Origin of the sequence: Streptomyces sp. NPDC002698, assembly GCF_042888945.1 — a bacterium.
In the GTDB taxonomy this organism is placed as follows: domain Bacteria; phylum Actinomycetota; class Actinomycetes; order Streptomycetales; family Streptomycetaceae; genus Streptomyces.
The window spans coordinates 77,287-89,985 of sequence record NZ_JBIAQM010000019.1 but is presented as its reverse complement, the minus strand read 5'-3'; the positions used below and the strand labels follow the sequence as shown (position 1 = coordinate 89,985).

Genomic DNA, 12,699 nt, shown 5'->3' with positions numbered 1-12,699 from the left:
ATTTGTGCAGGTCACCGCCTCTTCAGAAGGTGTCAATTTCTTCGAAGAGGAGAGTGCACGTATTCGACTGCTTCTCCTGCGCCATCCACCGGATGGCCCCGATCTGCGAACACTGTCGCGTGCAGGTGATCGGCCAGGGGGTGGAGGTCGAGGGCCACTGGTACTGCGGCGCGCACTGTGCCCGCGCGGAGGGGAAGGCGGGGATCGTCGACAAGGTCTGAGCACAGGCCCGTCCCCGGGCGGGGCAGCGCACGGCCCTCGGCGGGACCCTCCCGTCGGGGGCCGAATCATGCCGAGTACCGTCAATGGGGTGTACCGCTTCCTGTTGACCCGCCAGTGGGTGATCCTCACTCTCGTGGCCCTCGTGCTCATCCCGACGATGATCAAGCTGGGCTTCTGGCAGCTCCACCGGCACGAGCACAAGGTCGCGCTGAACACGGTGATCTCCGACTCGCTCGCCGCGAAGCCGGTGCCCGTGGAGACCGTCACCGAGCCGGGCCGGCAGATCCGGGACGACGACCTGTACCGCCGGGTGACCGCGAAGGGGCACTTCGACACCGCGCACGAAGAGGTCGTCCGCCGCCGCACCAACGCCGACGGCGCGGTCGGCTACCACGTCCTGACCCCGTTCGTCCTGGCCGACGGCCGCGTCCTCATGGTCAACCGGGGCTGGGTCCCGGCGGACGGCGCGCAGACCGCCTTCCCGAAGATCCCGGCCCCCGCCCCGGGCGAGATCACCGTCACCGGCCGGCTGATGGCCGACCAGACGACCGCCGACAGCGGCATCAAGAACGTGCGGGGCCTGCCCGACCGTCAGGTCATGCTGATCAGCAGCGGGCAGGAAGCGCGGCGGCTCGGCAAGCAGGTCCTCGGCGGCTACGTCGAGCAGACCGCGCCGGCGCCCGAGGGCGGCTCCCCCGAGCTGATCCCGGACCCCGAGCACAGCGACATCGGCCCGCACATGGCGTACGCGATCCAGTGGTGGCTCTTCTCCGCGGGCGTCCCCTTCGGCTGGGTGGTCCTCGTCCGCCGTGAGCGCCGCGACCGGGCGGAGGCCGCCGCCGCGCGGACCGCTCCGGAGGCGGAACCGGCGGGCGTGTAGCGCGGCGACGGTAGCCCCCGGGCGACGAGGGCACCTTCGTCGTCTGCTCGTTCCGGCTCTCGGCAACTTCCCGCAGGCATTCAGCCACCTCGGTCCGGTGGTCTCCGCCCTCGGCCTGTTGGGCGTCGACGGGACGGGGGAAGCACCAGGGACCGGAGCACCGGGATAGGGAAGGATGAGGCCATGGATCTTGGACTGAAGGATCGTGTGTACGTCGTCACGGGAGCCACCCGGGGCCTGGGCAACGCCGCCGCGCGTGAACTCGTGGCCGACGGCGCCAGGGTGGTCGTCACCGGACGCGACGAGAAGAGCGCGGCCGACGCCGCCGCCGCGCTCGGCCCGAACGCGGCGGGCGTCGCGGCCGACAACGGGGCCGCCGAGACCCCGGCCCGGCTGATCGCCGGCGCCCGTGAGCACTTCGGCGGCTTCGACGGCATCCTGATCAGCGTCGGCGGACCGCCGCCCGGGTTCGCCGCGGACAACACCGACGAACAGTGGATGGTGGCGTTCGAGTCGGTCTTCCTCGGTGCGGTACGGCTGGCCCGCGCGGCGGCCGAGGAACTCGGCGAGGGCGGGGTCATCGGCTTCGTGCTCTCCGGCTCGGTGCACGAGCCCATCCCCGGGCTCACCATCTCCAACGGTCTGCGTCCGGGCCTGGCCGGTTTCGCCAAGTCCCTCGCGAACGAGCTGGGCCCGCGCGGCATCCGCGTCGTCGGGCTGCTGCCGTCCCGCATCGACACGGACCGCGTCCGCCAGCTCGACGGTCTGTCCGCCGACCCCGAGGCCACCCGCGCGGCCAACGAGTCCCGCATCCCGTTGCGCCGCTACGGCGCCCCGGAGGAGTTCGGCCGTACGGCCGCGTTCCTGCTCTCCCCCGCCGCGTCGTACCTCACGGGCATCATGCTTCCGGTGGACGGCGGGATGCGGGGCGGGTTCTAGGCCGGCACGGCGACCGGCGACCGACTACCGGCGACCGGTGGTCCCGTCGGCCGGTCCGTGCGGCAGCCCGTCGCCGGTCGACCGTCCGGTCGTCCGCCGGTCGACCGTCCGGTCGTCCGCCGGTCGACAGGTCTGCTCGTCCGCCGGTCACCCGGACGGCCCGGCCGCACGCCGGGCAGCCTGTCCCGCCCGTCGGGGTTCTGCCCCGACGGATGGCCGCCCGGGCCCTCGCCGAGCGGGCGGGGCCGGTGCCCGGTCAGGTCACGCGCTCGGCACGGTGCTTGACCCCGCGCAGCCGAACCTCCGCCGGAAGGGCGGCGAGACCGGCCGAGTCCCGTGCGTGCGCGAGCGCCTCCACGGTCAGCAGCCGCAGCGCGTGCCCCGGGTCCACATGCGGTTCCAGCAGGAGCCGCACACGCGCCTCGGGCAGGCTGCGCCGGCCGGTCAGGTGGACGTCGGCACGGTCGACGCCGCCCAGCCGGGCCGATTCGGCGGCCAGGACACCCTCCAGAGCCCGTCCGCGCAGCAGCGCGCCCGCGCCGTCGCCGGTGTCGACGAGCACGTCGGCCAGCCGCCGGCGCCGCACGACGGCGACCAGCCACCACAGGGCGAGCAGCAGGAGCACCGCGAGCGCGGCGATGACGACGGGCCACCACCAGCCCTGCTCCCGCCACCTGGTCCGTTCGGCGGTACTGAGCAGCACGTCGTGCCGCCCGTCGTGGATCCACCACGACGGCGGCCGTACGCCGAGTCCGACGGCGAGCACGGAGCCGCCGAGGACGATCAGCACGAGCCCGACGAAGCCGATCAGTACACGGTTGACGATCCGCAGCACGGATCTCACCCCTTCCGTCCGGGACGCGCGACATGCACCGCCAGGGCGGGCGAACGGGACAGTCCCAGACCCTTGATGCCGTCGGCGAGGGTGATGTCGAGGTCGGCGCGCACGTCGTCGAGCTCCCGGAAGTGCGACAGCGCGCGGACGTCGACCTTCCGGCGCTTCACCCGCACGCGCACCGACTGCACACCGGCGACCTCCATGGCCCGGTCGCGGAGCGCCGTCGCGGCGGCGCCCCGGTGCAGCCCGGCGCGGACGTCGGCGTGGGTGCGCCGCATCGGCAGCACGTCCCGCAGTCCCGGTGTGGCCGCGAGGACGATCAGCCAGAGTCCCAACGCGGCGGCGATTCCCGCGCCGACGAGGACAGCGGTGTCGTCGAGCGGCCGTTCGGCGAGCTGTTCGGCCAGCCAGGTCCGCCAGCGCAGCGCGGACCGTCCGGCGCGCACGGCCACGACGTCGTACAGGAAGGCGCCCGCCGCGACGAGGAGCACGAGCGCGAGAATGCCCGCGGGGACACGGCGCGCGGACCAGAACCGGCCCTGCCGGCCGTCCTCGTCGTCGACGGTGGACAGCGGTTCGTAGGCCGCGGCGGAGGCGGACTGCCCGAGTGCGCCCGCGCCGTCCCCCTTCTCCGGGTGCTCCGGCTTCTCCAGTACGGGCATCTTCCGGGTGTTCTCGGAGCCCTGGGGCTCGCTCATTGCGTCCTCCCCTGTGCCGCGCCGGGCCCGGGTGTCAGGTGCAGTCGCTCCACGTGGACGGACACCTCGGGCACTTCCATCCCCGCCAACGCCTCTACCCGCTCGGCGACATGACGACGCACCTCGCCGCACTGGGCACCGATGTCGGCGGGGTAGCCGAGTTCGAGGCTGAGCCTGACCCGGGCGCTGTGCGTCGGGGTGCCGTCCGTCCCCCCGGAACCCGACGCCTGGCGCCGCACGACGACCGTCGCGTGCGGGGGCACGGCGTCGGCGGGCGGCGGGGGCAGCGCCTCGCGCGCCGCCCGCGACGCGATCTTCGCGACGACCCGGTCGGCGATCCGGGTGGCGCCCCGCTCGGGTGGCGGGACGGTCGTGAGGCCCGGCCTGGTCTCACCGGGCCGGTCGGCCTGACCTGGCACGCGTCACCGCCGCCGGTCACGGGCGCGGAAGAAGTCGCCGATGTCCAGGTCCCCCTCCAGGAGCCGTCCGACGACGAACCCGACGGCCCCCAGGGCGGCCACCAGGAGGAAGGCGCCGAAGCCTCCGAAATATCCGGCGAAGGCCAGCGCCATTCCGGCGATCATGCCGATCACGGCCAAGCTCATGGTGCGCTCCTCAGCAGTCGGTGGCCGCGGTGATCACTCATGGTGCGGTGCCGGGTGTCCCGGAGTTCTGGTAACCCGCCCTGGGGTCACTGGAGCCGTGACTCCGGCTCCTCGTCCTCTTCCTCGGGAAGCTTCACATCACTCACCGCGATGTTGACTTCCACCACGTCGAGCCCTGTCATGCGCTCGACGGCGGCGATGACGTTCTCGCGCACGGCTCGGGCCACTTCGGTGATCGACACGCCGTAGTCGACGACGATCTCCAGGTCGAGCGCCGTCTGCACCTCGCCGACCTCGGCCTTCACGCCCCGCGTCACCGATTTGGTGGAACCGCCCGGCACCCGGTCGCGTACCGCTCCGAAGGTCCGGCTCAACCCGCTGCCCATCGTGTGGACACCGACTACGTCACGGGCGGCGAGCCCGGCGATCTTCTCCACGACCCCGTCGGCGATCGTGGTCCGTCCCCGCGAGGCGGGATCCCCGCCGCCGCGCCTGGTGGGCTTACGGGTCTGCTGGCCCTCCTTCTCGGTGTCGGGGCTGTCCGTCCGGTTCCGCTCGGTCATGTCGGTCATCGCCGTACGTCCCTTTCGGTCGTCCTCCTCTGCTCACATTAGGTCGGGTCGCGCGGTCGCGCGCCGTGGATGGGGCACGCTGGAGCAATGACGGCGGACCGGTGGACGCAAGTGGTACGGCATCAGCTCAGGCTCGGCAGGTTCCTGCCGCTGGGTCTCGCGCTCGACGGCGCGTGGATCACGGAGGAGGCGGCCGGGTCCGTGCTGCGGCGGGAGGCCGCGGCCGTCGAGGGGGTACGGCTCGGGGCGTTGCGGATCGCTCTCGCCGACCCGGACCGGGCCGGAACACCGGCCGTGCCTCCCCCGCCCGGTGCGCTGCCGCCCGGTCCGCTGCGCGTCACCGCGGAGTTCCGCGCCTCGGTGGATCCCACGTCCCCGGGCGCCGAGCCCCTTCCGGCCGTCGCGGCCCGGCTGCGCCTGACCGTGGTGTCCGCCGCGACACGGCTCCTGGGGCTCGACGTCACGGAGGTGGACCTGCGGGTGACGGGCCTCGTGGACGAGGCGGACGAGGCGGACGAGGCGCCCACGGAACACCCGGCGGGCGGTGACCGAGGCGCGGCCGTGGCGGTCCCGGCCGACGGCGTGCAGGAGCGGGCCGCGGCACCGGCCGACGGCCTGCGGGAGCACCCCGGCGGTGCGCCGGCCGCCGGGTCGCGGGACGGGGTCGGTGCCGGTACTGGTGCCGGGGCGGCCGACGACGTGCGGACGGCGTCCGTGCCGAAGGACCCCGAGGAGGTGCGGATCGCGGCGGCCGCCCTGGCCGTCCCGGGCGTCACCCGTCTGACGGACGTCCTGGGCCGACCGGTCCACGTGGGGAGCGCGCCCGCCGCCGAAGCGGCCCTGCCGCGCCGCCATGTCCGCGTCGAGCTGGGGGTCTCCGGGGACGAGCGGGCGGTGGACGTGGCACGCGCGGTCAGAGCCGCGATCGCTCAGGCCGCCCAGGACACCCCGTCCGTAGCGGTCCTGGTGACCGCCGTGAGCCGGGCCACCCCCTCCCGGAAAACATGACCCCCACGGGGCCGACCACCGTGAGCCGGGGCACCGCTTCCCGGAAAGCGTGACCGCCACGGGGCGACCACCGTAGGCCGGGGCGCCCCTTCCCAGAAGGCGTGACCGCCACAGGGCGACGGCCCTAGGCCGGGACACCCCTTCTCGGAAAGCGTGACCGCCACGGGCCGACCACCGTAGGCCGGGGCGCCCCTTCCCGGAAAGCGTGACCGCCGCGAGCGGGAGCGCCCGGCCCGAGGGACGTGACCCCGTGACCCCGTGCGGCGGCCGGCCCGGCCTCACCGGGGCCACCACAGCGGGGTGTCCGGTCAGCGGCCGGAGGCCTAGTCGCCCGTGCCCGCGAGGTCGCGGAGCCTGCGGGCCTGGGACGCGCGCTCGGCGGAGCGCTGCTCCTCGTACGACCGTTCCTGGGCCCCGCGCAGCAGCGCCTTCGTCTCGATCACGGCGTCCCGCGGCGCGGCCAGCAGCGCCGCGGCCAGGTCGCCGACCGCGGCGTCGAGCTGCTCGCCGGGCACGGCGAGGTTGGCGAGCCCGGTGCGCTCGGCCTCCTCGGCCAGGACGAAGCGGCCCGTGGCGCAGATCTCGAGCGCGCGGGCGTAGCCCACGAGGCCGACCAGCGGGTGCGTGCCCGTGAGGTCGGGCACCAGGCCGAGGCTGGTCTCGCGCATGGCGAACTGCACGTCGTCGGCGACGACGCGCAGGTCACAGGCGAGGGCGAGCTGGAACCCCGCACCGATGGCATGTCCCTGGACCGCGGCGATGGACACGATGTCACTGCGCCGCCACCAGGTGAACGCCTCCTGGTACTCGGCGATGGTCGCGTCGAGCTCGGCGTCGGAACCGCGCGCGAGGTCGATGAACGACGGTTCCCCGTCGAAACCCTCGGGCGTGAACGCCTGCCGGTCGAGCCCCGCGGAGAAGGACTGGCCCTCGGCACGCAGGACGACCACCCGGACGGAGCCCGGCAGTGACCGCCCGGCCTGCGTCAAGGCCCGCCAGAGAGCAGGACTCTGGGCATTGCGCTTGGCCGGATTGGTCAGCGTCACCGTGGCGGTCGCGCCGTCGACGGTGAGCCGTACGCCGTCCTTGTCGAGTACCGGGTCGAGATCCTTGTCGAGCGAAGCCATGGGGTGCCTCCGATGGGTGCGGTCGGATCAGACGCGCACCTCGCGAAGACACGAGGAACGCACCTAAGTGACTGCACAGTAACCACCCGGTCGGTCACCCGACCGACCGGGTGGTCACCACCGAAGCCGATGGGGACGCCCGGCCTCAGGCCGAGGCGGCCTTCTTGCCCCGCGTCGCACCGCCACGCCCTCGGAGCGTGACGCCCGACTCGCTGAGCATCCGGTGCACGAAGCCATACGAGCGGCCGGTCTCTTCGGCCAGCGCTCGGATGCTCGCACCGGAGTCGTACTTCTTCTTCAGGTCTGCCGCGAGCTTGTCGCGCGCGGCGCCGGTAACCCGGCTGCCCTTCTTCAGAGTCTCGGCCACCCGGTCCTCCTCATGGGAAGTGCGCTCTGGACTCTCATGATCACCCCTTTCGGGCGTCATGGCCACCCATTCGGCAAGGTCCGTAAGACAAGGTTTTGACGACAGGAGCCCGTCCCCACGAGTGGAATCAGTGATTCCGGGCGGTGCGGCCCGTACAGCCGAACGGGTTCCTCCGAGAAGTACCTGGTCAGCGACGCAAGACGGCCGAGCCCTTGGGAACAAAGGACTCGGCCGTGAAATCGGTGTACGACACACCCCGGTACGAGGAGATCTCACACAGATGGTGGATCACGGATCGGCCGAATGATCCATACGCGGTGGATCAGTCAATCGATCAAGCGGTGCGCGCCCCCTCCAGGAGGCCGCGCGGGACTCAGGCGAGGGCCACCAGGTCGGCGTAGTCGGCGCCCCACAGGTCCTCGACACCGTCCGGCAGCAGGATGATCCGCTCCGGCTGGAGCGCCTCGACGGCGCCCTCGTCGTGGGTGACGAGGACGACGGCGCCCTTGTAGGTGCGCAGCGCGCCGAGGATCTCCTCGCGGCTGGCCGGGTCGAGGTTGTTCGTCGGCTCGTCGAGGAGCAGGACGTTCGCGGACGAGACGACGAGGGTCGCGAGCGCGAGCCGGGTCTTCTCGCCGCCGGAGAGCACCCCGGCCGGCTTGTCGACGTCGTCGCCGGAGAAGAGGAACGAGCCGAGCGTCTTGCGGACCTCGACCAGGTCCAGGTCGGGGGCGGCGGAGCGCATGTTCTCCAGGACCGTGCGCTCGGGGTCGAGGGTCTCGTGCTCCTGGGCGTAGTAGCCGAGCTTGAGGCCGTGGCCCTCGATGACCTCTCCGGTGTCGGGCTTCTCGGCGCCGCCGAGCAGGCGCAGAAGGGTCGTCTTGCCGGCGCCGTTCAGGCCGAGGATGACGACGCGGGAGCCCTTGTCGATGGCCAGGTCGACGTCGGTGAAGATCTCCAGGGAGCCGTACGACTTCGACAGGCCCTCCGCCATGAGCGGGGTCTTGCCGCAGGGCGAGGGCTCGGGGAAGCGCAGCTTGGCGACCTTGTCGGAGACACGGACGGCGTCCAGGCCGGCGAGCAGCCGGTCCGCGCGCTTGGCCATGTTCTGGGCGGCGACCGTCTTGGTGGCCTTGGCGCGCATCTTGTCGGCCTGCGCGTTCAGTGCCGCGGCCTTCTTCTCGGCGTTCTGGCGCTCGCGCTTGCGGCGCTTCTCGTCGGCCTCGCGCTGCTGCTGGTAGAGCTTCCAGCCCATGTTGTAGACGTCGATCTGGGCGCGGTTGGCGTCCAGGTAGAACACCTTGTTGACGACCGTCTCGACGAGGTCGACATCGTGGGAGATCACGATGAAGCCGCCGCGGTAGGTCTTCAGGTAGTCGCGCAGCCAGACGATCGAGTCGGCGTCGAGGTGGTTCGTCGGCTCGTCGAGCAGCAGGGTGTCGGCGTCCGAGAAGAGGATGCGCGCCAGCTCGATACGGCGGCGCTGACCACCGGAGAGCGTGTGCAGGGGCTGGCCGAGCACCCGGTCGGGCAGGTTGAGCGCGGCGGCGATGGTGGCGGCCTCGGCCTCGGCGGAGTACCCGCCCTTGGTGAGGAACTCCGTCTCCTGGCGCTCGTACTGCCGCATGGCCTTCTCGCGGGTGGCGCCCGAACCGTTGGCGATGCGCTGTTCGTTCTCGCGCATCTTGCGGATCAGCACGTCCAGGCCACGGGCCGACAGGACGCGGTCGCGGGCGAGGACGTCGAGGTCGCCGGTGCGCGGGTCCTGCGGAAGGTAACCGACCTCGCCGGAGCGGGCGACGGTTCCGGCGGCGGGCTGGCCCTCGCCCGCGAGGACCTTGGTGAGGGTCGTCTTGCCCGCGCCGTTGCGGCCGACCAGGCCGATGCGGTCACCCTTCGTGATGCGGAAGGTCGCGGACTCGATGAGGATGCGGGCGCCGGCGCGCAGCTCGATACCGGAGGCGGAGATCACGGACAGACTCCAGAGCGATGGGGAGTGGCGGGGTGGGCGGCTGAGGCGTTCCCGCCGTCTAATGCGCGAGGAGAATGGCCATGGGCCAAGTCTAACGGGGCCGTGCAACCACTTTTCCGGTGCGCACTGTGATGCTCGCCCCCTTCCGGGACGCTCCGGGCGCCTGGATCGGCCGGGGCCGGGCGTCGCCCGTTCGGACCGCGGGCCGGGGCCGGGGGTCCGGGAGCGTACGAGGATGGCGCCACGGAGCGACGAAAGTGGTGTGCTCATGCGGTTCGACGACGACGCCGGCCTGGACACCTCCGAGGTCCAGGACGTACGCGGCAGTCACATCCCCGGCGGCAGGGCGACCGTCGGCGGCGGGCTCGCCGGTCTGATCGCCCTGGTCCTCGGACTGCTCTTCGGGGTGGGCCCCGACCGGCTCGGGCTCACCTCCGGCGGCGAAGAGCCCGGAGCCACCGGCTCCTCCCTCGCCCAGGTGCAGCGGACCTGTCTGAAGGGGCGGGACGCCAACGCCCGGGAGGACTGCCGGATCGTGGCGGTGGTCAACAGCGTCCAGGCCTACTGGACGTGGGAGTTCGCGCGCAGGGGCGGCACCTACACCCCCGCCCCGACGGTGGTCTTCAGCGGTCGGGTGAACACCGGGTGCGGTACCGCCACGTCGTCCGTCGGGCCCTTCTACTGTCCCGCGGACCGCAAGGTCCGTCTGGACCTCGGCTTCTTCGACGATCTCCGGACGAAGTTCGGCTCCGGCGGCGGACCGTTCGCGCAGGCGTACGTGGTGGCGCACGAGTACGGGCATCACGTGCAGAGCCTGACGGGAACGCCGGCCCGGTCGCGGGACGGCGTGACCGGCGCGGACAGCGACTCGGTGAGGGTGGAGCTCCAGGCCGACTGCTACGCGGGGGTGTGGGCGCGGAACGCGACCACCACGCCGTCCTCGTCGACGGGCAGACCGTTGCCGACCACGCTGACGGACACCGACATCCGCGACGGCCTGGACGCGGCGGCGGCCGTCGGTGACGACCGGATCCAGGAGAGGTACCAGGGCCGGGTGACCCCGGAGACCTGGACGCACGGGTCGGCCAAGCAGCGGCAGCAGTGGTTCTACCAGGGCTTCACCAGCGGCGACATGGCGCAGTGCGACACGTTCCGGTGAACGGGGCGGCACGCGGTCCGGTACCCCGGGGGGTGGGCCCGGTTCCGGGCCGCGGGGCGTTGTCAGTGGCCGGTGCCAGACTGGGCGGCGGATCGGAATCCGGCAGTTCGTGACGAGACGGAGTGATCGGTATGGCTGGTACGAGCGGCGGGCGCCCGAGCATCTACCCCTCGATGCTGTACGCCGACGCGAAGGCGGCGATCAGGCAGCTCACGGAGGCCTTCGGCTTCGCCGAGCTGGCGGTCTACGAGGGTGAGGACGGCTCGGTGACGCACGCCGAGCTGGTGCAGGGCAACGGCGCGGTGATGCTCGGCTCCAAGGGCCGCGGCGGACGCTTCGACGAGGCGATGAAGAGCGCGGGCCCGTGCGGGGTGTACATCGTCGTGGACGACGTCGACGCACACCACCAGCGGGCCGTGGACCACGGCGCCGAGATCCTGATGGCCCCGACCGACCAGGACTACGGCTCGCGGGACTACATGGCCCGCGACATCGAGGGCAACATCTGGAGCTTCGGCACCTACGCCCCGGAGATAGGCGCGTAGGACGGCGCGCGGGACCGCTCCGGATCCGGCCCGCGGCCGGTTCCGGGCCGGCCCCGGTCAGCTCCCCCCGGTGTGCACCTGGAAGGCGGCCCTGCGTACGGCCTTGGCGAGCGCCGGGTCCGGGTGGGCGGCGGCGAGCGCGACCAGCACCTGCACCGTGCGCGGGTGCCCGACGGCCCGTACCTCGTCGAGGAGGGCGGGCACGGTGGGCTGCACCGCGGACTCCAGGTGGCGGACCAGGAGCGGGGCCTCACCGTGGTCGGCGACGGCCGCCGCGGTGTCGACCCACAGCCAGGTGGACTCGGCGCGGGTGAGGACCTCGTGGGCGTCCTCGGGGTCGTAGCCGTCGTGCTCGGCGAGCCACAGCAGGGCGTAGGGGCGCAGCGGGGTCTCCTCGACCACGGCGCGCACGTCCGGCTCGGCGGGGGCGCCGACGACGCGCAGTGCCTCGAAGGCGAGGCCGCGGGTGAGGGCGTCCTCGCCGCGGGCCGCGGCGATGAGTTCGGTGACGGCGCCGCCGACCGGGCGGGCGGCGAGCCACGCACGGTACTCGGCGCGGGCGGCGTTGGGGCGGAGCTGGGCGCAGCCGCGGAGCATGTCCTCGGCGGACTGCTCGATGTTGCCGGCGGGGCTCTGCGCGGCGACGCAGATCTGCTCCAGCTTGACCCAGACCGCCCAGCTGCCGAGCGCGGTGAGGGTGGCCTGTCCTTCGCCGTAGGTCAGCGCGCCGACGGAGGCGAGGGCCTGGAGGGCCCATTCGAGGAGCGGGGCGAGGGGGGCGTCCGGGACCTCGGCGGGCTCCGGGGCGGGCTCGGTCCCCGGCTCGGGGCCGTAGGAGATCTCGCAGCGCTCGGTGCGCAGTTCCGTGACGCGCTGCCCGAGAAGGTCGAGGAGCTGGTCCACGGGGACGGGCCCGGCGGAGAGCTGGAGGAAGGAGAGCACCTGGGGCATCGCGGAGACGACCTCGGCGACGGCCGCGGGCTCGCGGTCCAGCGGCTCGGGGTACGCGAGGGACCAGGCGTCGAAGAGGGCGACCCAGCCGCGCAGGACGGCGCTGTCGTCGCGGCTCCAGGCGCGCAGCCGCCAGCCCGGGCGGGCGTCGTCGCCGTGCACCTCGATGAGGCCGGCCAGGCGTGCGGTGTCCCAGTCGGCGCGGACCTTGACCGGGGTCAGTCCGAGATCCGTCGCGGCGCGTTCGGCGGTGGCGTCGGAGAGGGTGCCCTTGCCGTCGGGGCTGGCGGTGTCGCGCCCCGGGCGCAGGGCGGCGTCGGCCCAGCGCGCCACGCGGGCCGCGTCGGACAGGCCGGTGCGCGCCATGCGGGCGAGTTCCGCGGGCGGCGGTGTGCCTTCCGGCGGCCGCGGTGCGGGGCGGCGGGTGCGGCGCTGGGTCACCGCTCGGGGAGCGGTCGCGAGGGACCGGGGGCTGACGAGTCGGAGCCTGGAGTCGCGCGGGTTACGGGACGTCACGGGTGCAGTCTTGCGGTTGACAGTCCGAAAACCCAAACGGAATGCCGTCGCAGGCCACGGGGCGACGGGAGCGGGGCCCTCTCGGGGTGCCCGGCAGGCGGGCAGGAGCGCCGCGCGGAGTTGCCCGGAGCCGAACCGGAAGCACACCGTCGCGCCCACCGCGCCGCCCCGCCCGGAGCCCGGCCCGAGCCCGGGCCGAGGCCGACCCGAGCCCGACCCGAGGCCGGGCTTTCCCACCGGACGGCCCGGGACGGAAGCCCCCGGCCCGCCCGCCCGACGGTCCTCCCGGGGCCAAGGGCC

The 12,699-nt window shown here is 73.2% G+C and carries 15 protein-coding genes; 6 read left to right on the top strand and 9 right to left on the bottom strand.

The annotated features are described in order from the left end of the window. Nucleotides 1-29: 29 nt before the first annotated feature. The 3 genes from ACFYW9_RS25285 to ACFYW9_RS25275 all read left to right on the top strand — a co-directional run bounded on the left by ACFYW9_RS25285 (nt 30) and on the right by ACFYW9_RS25275 (nt 2,041). Nucleotides 30-221, top strand: coding sequence for a hypothetical protein (locus ACFYW9_RS25285; RefSeq protein WP_389154528.1), 192 nt, complete (start codon nt 30-32; stop codon nt 219-221). 89 nt (nt 222-310) lie between these two features. After that, nucleotides 311-1,102 (top strand): SURF1 family protein, encoded by a 792-nt coding sequence (locus ACFYW9_RS25280; protein ID WP_351872589.1) that lies wholly within the window; start codon nt 311-313, stop codon nt 1,100-1,102. Nucleotides 1,103-1,285: 183 nt separating this feature from the next. Next, complete coding sequence (locus ACFYW9_RS25275; RefSeq protein WP_389154524.1) at nt 1,286-2,041, top strand: SDR family oxidoreductase; 756 nt, start codon at nt 1,286-1,288, stop codon at nt 2,039-2,041. A gap of 256 nt (nt 2,042-2,297) precedes the next feature. Here the strand turns inward: ACFYW9_RS25275 and amaP are convergent, their stop codons facing one another. The 5 genes from amaP to ACFYW9_RS25250 all read right to left on the bottom strand — a co-directional run bounded on the left by amaP (nt 2,298) and on the right by ACFYW9_RS25250 (nt 4,754). After that, a complete protein-coding gene (gene amaP, locus ACFYW9_RS25270; protein ID WP_389154521.1) occupies nt 2,298-2,876 on the bottom strand; it encodes an alkaline shock response membrane anchor protein AmaP in 579 nt (192 codons plus the stop codon). A 5-nt stretch (nt 2,877-2,881) separates the two neighbouring features. Next, nucleotides 2,882-3,577, bottom strand: coding sequence for a DUF6286 domain-containing protein (locus ACFYW9_RS25265; RefSeq protein ID WP_389154518.1), 696 nt, complete (start codon nt 3,575-3,577; stop codon nt 2,882-2,884). Beyond that, nucleotides 3,574-3,996, bottom strand: coding sequence for an Asp23/Gls24 family envelope stress response protein (locus tag ACFYW9_RS25260; protein WP_389154515.1), 423 nt, complete (start codon nt 3,994-3,996; stop codon nt 3,574-3,576). Before ACFYW9_RS25260 ends, ACFYW9_RS25265 begins: the two co-directional genes overlap by 4 nt. 3 nt (nt 3,997-3,999) lie before the next feature. Then, nucleotides 4,000-4,182, bottom strand: coding sequence for a hypothetical protein (locus ACFYW9_RS25255; RefSeq protein WP_389154512.1), 183 nt, complete (start codon nt 4,180-4,182; stop codon nt 4,000-4,002). 86 nt (nt 4,183-4,268) lie between these two features. Then, a complete protein-coding gene (locus ACFYW9_RS25250; protein ID WP_389154509.1) occupies nt 4,269-4,754 on the bottom strand; it encodes an Asp23/Gls24 family envelope stress response protein in 486 nt (161 codons plus the stop codon). A gap of 87 nt (nt 4,755-4,841) precedes the next feature. Here ACFYW9_RS25250 and ACFYW9_RS25245 point away from each other — a divergent pair, with 87 nt between their 5' ends. Beyond that, a complete protein-coding gene (locus ACFYW9_RS25245) occupies nt 4,842-5,762 on the top strand; it encodes a nucleopolyhedrovirus P10 family protein (protein ID WP_389154506.1) in 921 nt (306 codons plus the stop codon). A 323-nt stretch (nt 5,763-6,085) separates the two neighbouring features. On the opposite strand, the gene ACFYW9_RS25240 is transcribed toward ACFYW9_RS25245, so the two are convergent. From ACFYW9_RS25240 to ACFYW9_RS25230, 3 genes are all read right to left on the bottom strand, one after another. Then, nucleotides 6,086-6,889, bottom strand: coding sequence for an enoyl-CoA hydratase/isomerase family protein (locus tag ACFYW9_RS25240; protein ID WP_389154503.1), 804 nt, complete (start codon nt 6,887-6,889; stop codon nt 6,086-6,088). Between the two features lie 145 nt (nt 6,890-7,034). After that, entirely contained in the window at nt 7,035-7,256 is a 222-nt protein-coding gene (locus ACFYW9_RS25235; RefSeq protein WP_006123601.1) for a helix-turn-helix domain-containing protein, read from the bottom strand. 373 nt (nt 7,257-7,629) lie between these two features. Beyond that, a complete protein-coding gene (locus tag ACFYW9_RS25230; protein ID WP_351872507.1) occupies nt 7,630-9,228 on the bottom strand; it encodes an ABC-F family ATP-binding cassette domain-containing protein in 1,599 nt (532 codons plus the stop codon). A gap of 268 nt (nt 9,229-9,496) precedes the next feature. Here ACFYW9_RS25230 and ACFYW9_RS25225 point away from each other — a divergent pair, with 268 nt between their 5' ends. After that, nucleotides 9,497-10,387: a neutral zinc metallopeptidase gene (locus tag ACFYW9_RS25225; RefSeq protein WP_389154499.1), complete on the top strand. Its 891-nt coding sequence runs from the start codon at nt 9,497-9,499 to the stop codon at nt 10,385-10,387. A 131-nt stretch (nt 10,388-10,518) separates the two neighbouring features. Beyond that, complete coding sequence (locus ACFYW9_RS25220) at nt 10,519-10,932, top strand: VOC family protein (RefSeq protein WP_351872501.1); 414 nt, start codon at nt 10,519-10,521, stop codon at nt 10,930-10,932. A 57-nt stretch (nt 10,933-10,989) separates the two neighbouring features. Here ACFYW9_RS25220 and ACFYW9_RS25215 read toward each other — a convergent pair whose 3' ends face one another. Beyond that, nucleotides 10,990-12,399, bottom strand: a complete 1,410-nt coding sequence (locus ACFYW9_RS25215) for a hypothetical protein (RefSeq protein ID WP_351872499.1) — start codon at nt 12,397-12,399, stop codon at nt 10,990-10,992. Nucleotides 12,400-12,699 lie beyond the last annotated feature (300 nt).